This is a genomic window from Clostridium sp. (assembly GCF_051650885.1).
In the GTDB taxonomy this organism is placed as follows: domain Bacteria; phylum Bacillota; class Clostridia; order Clostridiales; family Clostridiaceae; genus Clostridium.
In genome coordinates, this window is the sequence record NZ_JBOFRG010000251.1 from 1 (window position 1) to 9,961 (window position 9,961).

Annotated in this window: 12 protein-coding genes; all 12 read right to left on the bottom strand. The window is 26.2% G+C overall.

What is annotated here, in order from left to right; translation table 11 throughout:
• Positions 1-218, bottom strand: a 218-nt coding sequence (locus tag ACRC28_RS11895) for an ATP-binding cassette domain-containing protein (protein ID WP_438543672.1), incomplete at its 3' end; no start/stop codon positions are given.
• Between the two features lie 130 nt (positions 219-348).
• Entirely contained in the window at positions 349-1,020 is a 672-nt protein-coding gene (locus tag ACRC28_RS11900; protein ID WP_438543661.1) for a TVP38/TMEM64 family protein, read from the bottom strand.
• Between the two features lie 239 nt (positions 1,021-1,259).
• On the bottom strand, positions 1,260-1,415 hold the full coding sequence (locus tag ACRC28_RS11905; RefSeq protein WP_438543662.1) for a hypothetical protein: 156 nt from the start codon (positions 1,413-1,415) through the stop codon (positions 1,260-1,262).
• Positions 1,408-1,557, bottom strand: coding sequence for a hypothetical protein (locus ACRC28_RS11910; protein ID WP_438543663.1), 150 nt, complete (start codon positions 1,555-1,557; stop codon positions 1,408-1,410). Before ACRC28_RS11910 ends, ACRC28_RS11905 begins: the two co-directional genes overlap by 8 nt.
• Before the next feature lie 151 nt (positions 1,558-1,708).
• Positions 1,709-2,380, bottom strand: coding sequence for a hypothetical protein (locus ACRC28_RS11915; RefSeq protein WP_438543664.1), 672 nt, complete (start codon positions 2,378-2,380; stop codon positions 1,709-1,711).
• Positions 2,381-2,478: 98 nt separating this feature from the next.
• Complete coding sequence (locus tag ACRC28_RS11920) at positions 2,479-3,726, bottom strand: sensor histidine kinase (RefSeq protein WP_438543665.1); 1,248 nt, start codon at positions 3,724-3,726, stop codon at positions 2,479-2,481.
• Positions 3,726-4,424: a response regulator transcription factor gene (locus ACRC28_RS11925; protein ID WP_438543666.1), complete on the bottom strand. Its 699-nt coding sequence runs from the start codon at positions 4,422-4,424 to the stop codon at positions 3,726-3,728. Before ACRC28_RS11925 ends, ACRC28_RS11920 begins: the two co-directional genes overlap by 1 nt.
• A 4-nt stretch (positions 4,425-4,428) precedes the next feature.
• The gene (locus ACRC28_RS11930; RefSeq protein ID WP_438543667.1) at positions 4,429-6,411 is read right to left on the bottom strand and encodes an FtsX-like permease family protein; all 1,983 of its coding nucleotides are present in this window, start codon (positions 6,409-6,411) and stop codon (positions 4,429-4,431) included.
• Positions 6,412-6,429: 18 nt separating this feature from the next.
• Positions 6,430-7,101 (bottom strand): ABC transporter ATP-binding protein, encoded by a 672-nt coding sequence (locus ACRC28_RS11935; RefSeq protein ID WP_438543668.1) that lies wholly within the window; start codon positions 7,099-7,101, stop codon positions 6,430-6,432.
• 81 nt (positions 7,102-7,182) lie between these two features.
• A complete protein-coding gene (locus ACRC28_RS11940; protein WP_438543669.1) occupies positions 7,183-8,793 on the bottom strand; it encodes an ABC transporter permease in 1,611 nt (536 codons plus the stop codon).
• 10 nt (positions 8,794-8,803) lie between these two features.
• Positions 8,804-9,529: an ABC transporter ATP-binding protein gene (locus ACRC28_RS11945; protein ID WP_438543670.1), complete on the bottom strand. Its 726-nt coding sequence runs from the start codon at positions 9,527-9,529 to the stop codon at positions 8,804-8,806.
• A 118-nt stretch (positions 9,530-9,647) separates the two neighbouring features.
• On the bottom strand, positions 9,648-9,961 hold a 314-nt coding region (locus tag ACRC28_RS11950), incomplete at its 5' end, for a hypothetical protein (protein ID WP_438543671.1).

The window sequence follows — 9,961 nt, forward strand, 5'->3', positions numbered from 1 at the left end:
CTTATATCTTCATTTTCTAAAATTATTTTTCCTGTTGTTATTTTATCAATAGTCGATATACAGTTTAGAAGTGTAGTTTTACCTGATCCTGATGCTCCCATTATAGAAACAAATTCTCCCTCTTCAACTTCAAAGCTTATCCCCTTTAGTGCTTTTGTTACATTTTTCTTATTTCCATAGTATTTCTCAACATCTCTTACATTTAATATTGCCATAATCTCGCTCCTTTTTCATATCTTATGTATTTATTGTAATATATCCTCTTCTCTTTTAATATCGATTTAACTTTCACTTACCTTACAAAATTGAAAGATAAAAAATATCCCCACAAAGACTGCGGGGATTGTATTACTTTTCTTTTATATTTATTTTTTTAAGTATAAATCTTGAACTTACAAGTGCTACTACAAGCAATACTATTGGTATTATAAATGCTGGCGAAAAAGGCTTATCAAAGTTTTTTCCTAAAAAAGCATAACATAAAGTTTCTGGTGCTGTTCCTAAAAGTGTAGCTAATATAAACTTTTTATATGAAACACTTGATAATCCACAAGCATAACTTACAGGATCTAATGGCATTACAGGTATCATTCTTAAAGAAAACATTATTAAAAACTGTCTTTTTTCTAATTTATCTTGAATATTGCTTAATTTTTTTCCTGCAATTCCTTCTATAAAGTCTTGCCCAAGCAGTCTTGCTAAATAAAATCCAATTGTGCTTGAAATAAAATATCCTACCATACTAATAATGAACCCTTCAATTGGTCCAAATATAAGTCCATTTGCTATTACTATAATATTACTTGGTATAATTACAAAAATAGGTTTAATTAAAAATATTACAAGGGTTATTAATATTGCATAAAATTTTGTATTTGCTGATTCTGCAAAATTTATTATTGTACTTACTTTTAAATTCATTAGAAAATGTCTATTTTTTATTAAAATTGAAATAGCTATCCCTAATATTAATATAAGCACTATAAACTTTACTAAGTTAATCACTTTATTTTTTTTCATTTGTTCACTCCTAAAGTAAATTATGGTTAATTCTCTATATTCTATACTACATCATAAAAAAACACAAATTTTCTATCTCTACTATTATTTGTTTTTTAGCTTTACTTATTCATTTAAATAAAAAACCACTGTGGAAAACAGACTTTTAAAAGTCCGCTCACCAAAGTGGTCTTTATGTATTAACGAGTTTACACTATTATCTTATGTAAATCCTCAAACTTTTATTCATAATAAATAAATTATTTATCAAAAAGTCCTCCACCATTTCCTACTTTAACACCTTTAGATGCACCACTACCAATAACTTTATTAGCTTTTGAGGTATTTTTAGTGCTTTTTCCCTTATTCTTCTTTTCTTCTATTAGTTTTTTCATCATCTCTAAATTCTTATTCACTGTATCCTGTACCATTTAACTTTCCTGAACCAGCACTTTGATTTCCATATCTATTAGGAATTCTTCTTTTTTCTTTTTCTTTAGTTTTTGCTTTTTTCTCTTCTATTAATTTCTTCATCATTTCCATATTTTTGTTTTTCATAATTTTTCTCCATTTCAATTTAATAAGATATATTGTAACATTTCTTTATTTATTTAACTAGTATATATTACTCCTTTGATGATTTTTAAATAAGAGACAATCTAAATTAAGCTTGTCTCTTATTTTTGTATTTTAAAATTTTGAACCAGCATCATAATCTTCTTATCTCTATCTCCATAGCTCTTCCTATATTTTTGTATATAATTGTTTTTATAACTTTTTCCATACTCTCTATATCAATTCCTATCAATTCATTACTTAATGCTAATACCACATTAACCTTATTTTCCCCAAAGCTTTTATCATTATAAGTATTTTTAAACTCTTTTTCATACTCACCCTTTTTTTCTTCATAAGCACTAATACTTCCAATATTTTTTAATGCTATTAATGAATTATATCTATCTTTTGCAGTATTAGGCTTTATTTTAACTAACATCAACTTCTTTTTTATATTTTTCACTTTATCATAAAGAATTACCATTATATTTGCATCATGAACTAGCCTTACACTTTTTTCATTTATTTTCTTTTCTCTATATACACCATAATCTTCTCTTGCTCCAAGCAATTGAAGAATTTGCTCTGTTATGCTTGGCTTACTTCCTCTATATCCACAATTCGTATCAAACCACACTTCATTTTTTTCAATATCTCTAACTATAAAATTATAGTAATATTTCTCTATTCCAAAATCCTCATAATAAGGTGTTCTTTCATCATTAAAAATTTCAAAGCTTTCCACTTCATTTATTTTATTAAGTATATTTTTAGCATACTCTAAAGATTCATTTCCCCCAACCTTTCCTGATACATATCTCATAACCTCACCCCTTTATTCCATTTTATTTTTTCTTTTTCATAATTATTCATATTAATACTAAAAAAGAAAATACTCTCGTATTTTCTTTTTTACACTTCTTATACTGTTTTTAATAATTTTATATAAAATGTGGTTCCTCTTCCTACTTCACTTTCCACACTTATATCTCCATTATGATTATTCACTATAATTTTACTTAAACATAAACCTATTCCTATACTTGTGGGATTTGTTGATGACTCACCTTTATAAAATCTTTTAAATATTTTCTTTAGTTCACTTTTTTCTATTCCATTTCCATTATCTTTTATCTTTATTAAATCATATATCTCTGTTTCTTCTAAACTTACTTCTACCAGTCCTTCAATCCCTGTATGCTCTATTGCATTTTTTACAATATTACTAATAGCCTCACCTAACCAATTTCTATCATGATTATATACTGTAGATTCTGTTCCACTGTAAATTAATAATTGTTTCTTTTCTTCTGCTTTTATTTTTAAAGGCTCTATTGCCTCTTCTATAGTTATGTTTAAATCTAATTCTTCTTTATTATACTTTACAACATTACTTTCTAATCTAGCATACTTTAAAAGTGTTAATACTAGCCATTCCATTCTCTCTAACTGTTCTTTTGATGATATTAAAAATGTATCTATATCCTCTGAATCCATCTCTTTATGGTCTATCAGTATATCATTATACATAGTTAATGCAGTAATGGGTGTCTTTAACTGATGACTTATATCATTTATTATATTTTTCAAATTAATTTTTTCATCTTTCAATAAAACTATGTTATTTTCAATTCTATCTTCCATTAAATTAAACTTATGAAATAATTTATCTAGTGTTCCTGCCCTTGAAGTTCCCTGTCTTCTATCTTCTTTTTTATTTCTATTCTCTACTATCTCATCTGCTCTATTTTTAAGATAATTTATATCCTTAAACAAAGGTTTTAAAATTAAAAATATTCCTATTATTCCAATTAGAGATATTATTATTACAGAAATCACTATAAACTTACTATAATTGATATTTTCTGTTAATGGATTATATTTGTATGAAAGATTATTATCATAAGAATATTTTTGTAATATCTGCCTTCCTACATCATTATTAACAGTTTCTTTCCCTACTATTATAGGAATCACTTTTTTCACTAATTCTTTATCATTATTGCTTACTACGCTTACTATGTCATAGCTTTTATTTATATATCTTTCATTCATTCTACTTAGTATCATTTTTGTTATGCCTGAAAATACTATTCCTTGAATTACTACTATGCCTACTAAAAATATTATTAACTTACTTCTTTCATCCTTGTATAAAAAGCTTCCCATTAACTTTTCACCACCTTAGAACCCCATTTGTAACCTACACCTCTTACTGTTAAAATGTATTTTGGATTTTTACTATCCTCTTCAATTTTTTCTCTTAACCTCTTCATATAAACGCTTAATGCATTTGCATCTATAAAGTTTCCATCTGTGTCCCATAATCTTTCTAAGATAACATTTCTAGTTAAGACATTTGGTGCATTTTCTAAAAGCATCACTAATAACTTATATTCTGTTAGTGTAAGATTTATCTCTTCACCTTTTTTCTTTACAATATGTGCTAAAACTTCTACTTTGATATCTTCACTTTCATATCCCTCTTTTTTTGTTTCTTTTTTTCCCTTTCCTTTTCGTCTCATCACAGCATTCATTCTAGAAATTAGCATTTTTATTTTCACCGGTTTTGAAACATAATCATCTGCTCCTAAGTCTAATCCTAAAATAACATTTTCCTCTTCATCACATGCTGTCATAAAAATTATTGGTACATCATTTTTACTTTCTCTTATTTCTATACAAAGCTCATATCCATCACCATCTGGAAGCATTAAATCAAGCAATACAAATTCAATTTCATCTGTTAATAATGTTCTTGCCTCCTTTAAATTCTTTGCATGTGTAACATTAAACCCTTCCTTCTTTAAACTATATATAACTGCAAGAGCCACTGCTCTATCATCTTCAACTAATAAAACATTCATTTTCTTATTCCTCCTTCATGAGTTTTGCTAAATTATCTATTTTTAAACCTCTAAATGGCAATAAAGTTATAATTAAATTTAATGGTAGCATCAAGCATACCCCTAATATCATTATTAAATATGGAGTATATCCTTCTATTCTTACCCCTTGCATATTAAAAGCTATATTTATCCCTATAATTCCTATTATCGAAATTACACTTGTTATTATTCCTGCTATTCCCCACGTAATAACCCCTTCTAACATTAATATTCTTTTTAACCTTTTCTTTTCTGCTCCCATTGAGATAATACTCGCAAACTCTTTTTTCCTTAGTTCCATATTGGCATAATTACTATTTATCATATTTATAATCATAGTTAATAATATTCCACCTAATACTAAGTAAATTGACTTAATTAATGCATTTAAGTAATTATTTTCATTTTCATTCTCTAACTTTTTATTTATAAAACTTAGATTCAAGTTTTCTGCTTTATTTTTAATATTTTGAAGTTCCTCTTCATTTAGATTATTAACATCAAAATTTATTTCAATAAAATCTGAATAGTCCCTTTCATCTCCTACTTTCTTTGTAGTCATAACTTTTGCCTTATCTTTAACTATACTCACTATATAATTTTCTAACTCATTTACTTTTCCACCACTATCATTATCTACAAAGCCTACTATGTTTCCATTTAAACTCTTTCCCTCTAAATTATTATATTTCTTAGCAAAATAATAATATCCACTTATTAGTGAAAAAGCTATTCCAATCCCTGATAAAGCTATTATAGATAATCTAAATCGCCTTTTATTTCGCCTTACATTTCTATATGCTAAGTAGCTATTATAACTTAATTTTTTTAATATCTTATTCTTTCTATTTTTTTTAATCTTTATCTCTTTCAATCCTTCAATTGGAGTTTTTTTAGTTAACCTTATTATAGGTAATATTGATGATATCAATAACATACATACTCCTATAACTATTCCTTGAAGAATTACCCCTTCATTTAAATGTATTCCCTCTATAATACTTTCATTTACTATTCCATAACTTAATAATTTTGCTATAGCTACTTTATTACAGCTTACAAAAATATATCCTAGAAATACTCCTAGAGGAATTGAAACTGCTCCTAAAATCAGATTTTCTTTTAGTATTAGATATATCAATTTATTCTTTGTTATTCCTATACATCTTAATAATGAATAATATTTTTCTTTTTTTATCATTCCAACATTTATACTTCCATACATAAGAATAATTGTTGAAAGTATACTAATTACACCTATAGCTGTTCTTCCTATAATTTCTTCTATTTTCAAGTTATAGTCATAATTATCTCTTAATAAATTCAACTTATCCATTTTTATTATTTTCATTATTTCTTTTGACTGTATTCCACTTTTAAATTTTATAATCATATATGTTTGATTATAAGTCTCTAATCCTTCATCTGTTATTCCTTCACCTATAGTCATATGTGTACTGTATCCGTCCCTTTCTTTATACACTCCAACTATTTTATAGCTCTTATTATCTATAGTTATTTTTCCACCTATATTTTCATTTAAATTATCTAAAGCATTTTTAGCTAATATAACTTCATTATTATTTAAAGGTAATTTTCCCTTTATTAATTTAACTTGATTTTTAAATATTCTTTCTATAGTTTCATTTTTCACACTATATAAATCTATATTTTTATTAGTGTTTGAAATTTCTGCCCCTGTTTTTTCTTTTATTTCTGCTGTTCCTTCTACATAAATATTATTTTCTAATTTATATTTAGTATTTTCATTTACATTCTGTACTGCTATATCGTAATATCCTATATTTTGATATACTTCATTCGCCCTAATCTCTTTTTCTATTGATAATACATAAGATATGGTTGTGAATAATATACATGCTAATACTAAACCCACTATTGTGTATATTTTTTGTCTTTTATATTTTTTCGTGTAGGCTTTTATAATATAATCATACTTCTTCAAATCCTTAGCACCCTTTCCTTAGATTTTTTCTTTAAGTGTTCCTTCTTTTATAATAAAAATTCTATCTGCTTCTAATGCTATTTTTTCATCATGTGTTATTACAATAAGTGTTTGATTATATTTTCTTGCTGAATATTTTAATAATTCTAATACTTCCATTGCGTTATTAGAATCTAAATTTCCTGTTGGTTCATCTGCTAAAATTATTTCTGGCTTATTTGCAAGTGCTCTTCCTATTGCTACTCTTTGCATCTGCCCACCTGATAATTCATCTATCATAGAATCTCTCTTATCTTTTATTCCTAGCATAGTTAATAATTCTTCCTTATAAATTTCATCTATATTTTCATCATCTAAAAGACATGGCATTTCAATATTTTCTTCTACTGATAAAACTGAAATCAAATTAAATCGTTGAAATACGAACCCTATTTTTCTTAATCTAAATAATGCTAATTCCCTTTCATTTAATTTAGTTATATCTATATCATCTATTATCACTTCTCCACTGGTAGGTTTATCAACTCCACCTATCATATGTAAAAGAGTACTTTTTCCTGACCCTGATGCCCCTACTATTGCTATAAATTCACCTTTTTTTATTTTTAAACTAATTTCATCTAATGCAATTACCTTATTTTTTTCTTTTCCATAATATTTACTTAAACTTTTAATAACTATTTTTTCCACTTTATCACATCCTAACTAATATACTATATCAATTTTTTTTCTAAAAAAAGTAGAGGTTGATTGAATCAACCCCCAAATTTTCTAATTTTTTATATCTTTTTTACTAAATACCATATAACTTACTATTGTTAATCCTATCCCTAAAGCCGTTAATATAGTAAATCCAAACATAGGATTTAACTCTATACCTGCATATACATTTATTATTTCTTTAAAAAATGGAACTATATTTATTATACTTTCATTTATATAAGGAATTGGTGTAAATGCCATCCATTTAGCCCCAAGTGTTGCAAGTCCTATAGTTATTGGCATTGCTCCTAAATATGTTACAGTTCCGACTAACACTGCTACTGATGCATTTTTTATAGTTGTTGATAAGAAGAATACTAATCCTGCCATAAATATTAGGCTTCCACTTGATATTAAAATATTCTTTAATAAAAATACTATAAAGCTTGTTTCTGTAATTCCTTTAGCTGTTACTTCTAAAATATCTACACCATAACTTCCAAACCCATATAGTATCCCACTAGTAATTCCTAACATAAGTGTTCCTGCAAATATTATCCCAAATCCTATTATTAATAATGCAGTAAGTTTTGCAAGTAATATCTTTCCTCTTTTTATTGGTCTTATAGCTAATAATCTTATAGTTCCTTGTGAGAATTCACTTGCAACTATTCCTCCACCAATTAAAATTACTACAAATATGCTTAATACTACAAATATATTATATCCAAAATCGACTATTGTTCTTGCATCAGTTTTAAATTGCATCTGTGGAATATCATTTTTTAAGCTGTACCAATCTAAAGCTTTTTCATTTTCTAACTTTTCTTTTGTTCTATTATAGTTTGCTACATAATCTTCATATGACATTTTCATATTTGACTCAAATCTAAACTCTTTTTCTGATAACATTCCTCTATTAAGTTCTTCATTTATTTCTTCAATATTTAATAAGGTTTTATTTTTCCAATTTTCTTTAGAAAAATCTATTTTATTATCCAATCTATATTTATAAATTTGAATTTGTTCTTCTGTATCTTTTATAGTTTTATCTAAATTTTTTAGCTCTTCTTTATCATTACTATTAGATATTTCATTTTTTTCTTTTTCCATTCTATTTAAGTATTCATTTTTCGATTTAATTTCTACCTTTAAAAATTCTATATAATTTTTATTCAGTATTATATCTTCTTCTATACTTACTTCCTTTTTTAATTCTCCAATTACCTTTACTAACTCTTGCTCTGAAACTAATCCTCTTTCTAAATAATCTAAATCAATATTTACACCATTTTTTAACACTGCCTCTTTGCTTAAACCATCTTGTATTGCCTCTAAAAATAATAATGTTGTATAATCCCCTTGAAGCTTTTGTAACGTTCCTGCTCTCCAATCATTTGGCTCTAAATTCCCCTCTACATAAAGTTCATTATATTTATTGTAGCCTTGTGCCACTAAATTATTTATTTTTTCTTTATCAGTTTTTCCACTAGTTACTCCTTCTCCTTCGCTATTCATCATAGTTGATGTATTTGAATTCGCATTAGAATTCTTTAAAAACTTTGTTGCCACAGGAAAGATAATTCCAATAGACATTATCATAATTAACATTATTACTATACTTTTTTTCTTGAATTGCTTTGTTAATTCATTTTTTGTTATCTTTATAAATTTATTCATCTTCATCCCCCTATCTTATTTGTCCTTTTGACCCCATTGTCATATTAATAAATTCTTCTTCTAAACTTTTACCTTTAAGTTCACCTTTATTTCTTATTCCAATCATTTTCCCATCATCTATAATTCCATATCTATCACACATAAGTTCCATCTCACCTAACATATGACTAGAAACTAATACTCCAATGCCTTCTTCATCAGCAATTTTTCTTAGCATCTCTCTAAGTTCTTTTATTCCCATTGGGTCTAATCCATTTGTCGGTTCATCTAATATTAAAAGCTTTGGCTTATGAAGTAATGCTTGTGCAAGTCCTAATCTCTGCTTCATTCCTAAAGAATATTTCTTCACCTTGTCATGAATTCTTTTTTCTAATTTAACTAATCTTACAACTTCATCTATTCTTTCTTTTGTTACATTATCATGCATATTAGCATACAACTTTAAGTTATCTATTCCAGATAAATATCCATACATCTCTGGATTTTCAATAATTCCACCAACACCTTCTAATGCTTTTTCAAAATCTCTTCTAACATCTATTCCATTTATAAAAATCTCGCCATTAGTTATCTTATATAATCCCGTAATCATTTTTATTGTAGTTGTTTTTCCTGCTCCATTTGGCCCTAGAAATCCAAATATCTCACCTTTTTGTACATCAAAATTTATATTTTCAACTATTGTAGCTTTATCTATCACTTTTGTTACATCTCTTAACTTTAATACAGTTTCCATGTTTCTCTTCACTCCACTCACTTATTTCTTACCCTTAGTATATAAACTTTAAATTACATTTTAATTATTCTAATCTTACAATTGCATAACAAAAAAACAGCCAGAGTTCTGACTGTTTTTAATTATTTTTTTCTCTTTTATAAATACTTTCTCTATAATTTTCAAAATTACCACTTGGATTACTTAATAATTCTAGCAATTCTTCTTCATTATTATAATTATTTAATGCAGTTTTATATTCATTAGCCTCTGTATCTTTTACATCATTTAATCTTGTTTTTATATTATTTAATGTTTCTTTTATATCTGGAAATATTCCTGAATTGTTATAATAAGCCGATTCAACTTTAGCAGCTTGTAATCCATCTGTGTATGTTTCACTTGAATATTCTTTTGTCATAGTTACAAACTTATCGTATGGTGCATTTGTTA

What these genes read in the sequence shown, in the direction of transcription:
- ACRC28_RS11900 (WP_438543661.1), bottom strand. Translation starts at nt 1,020, where the DNA reads ATGAAAAAAAATAAAGTGATTAACTTAGTAAAGTTTATAGTGCTTATA.
- ACRC28_RS11910 (WP_438543663.1), bottom strand. Translation starts at nt 1,557, where the DNA reads ATGAAAAACAAAAATATGGAAATGATGAAGAAATTAATAGAAGAGAAA.
- ACRC28_RS11915 (WP_438543664.1), bottom strand. Translation starts at nt 2,380, where the DNA reads ATGAGATATGTATCAGGAAAGGTTGGGGGAAATGAATCTTTAGAGTAT.
- ACRC28_RS11920 (WP_438543665.1), bottom strand. Translation starts at nt 3,726, where the DNA reads ATGGGAAGCTTTTTATACAAGGATGAAAGAAGTAAGTTAATAATATTT.
- ACRC28_RS11925 (WP_438543666.1), bottom strand. Translation starts at nt 4,424, where the DNA reads ATGAATGTTTTATTAGTTGAAGATGATAGAGCAGTGGCTCTTGCAGTT.
- ACRC28_RS11940 (WP_438543669.1), bottom strand. Translation starts at nt 8,793, where the DNA reads ATGAATAAATTTATAAAGATAACAAAAAATGAATTAACAAAGCAATTC.
- ACRC28_RS11945 (WP_438543670.1), bottom strand. Translation starts at nt 9,529, where the DNA reads ATGGAAACTGTATTAAAGTTAAGAGATGTAACAAAAGTGATAGATAAA.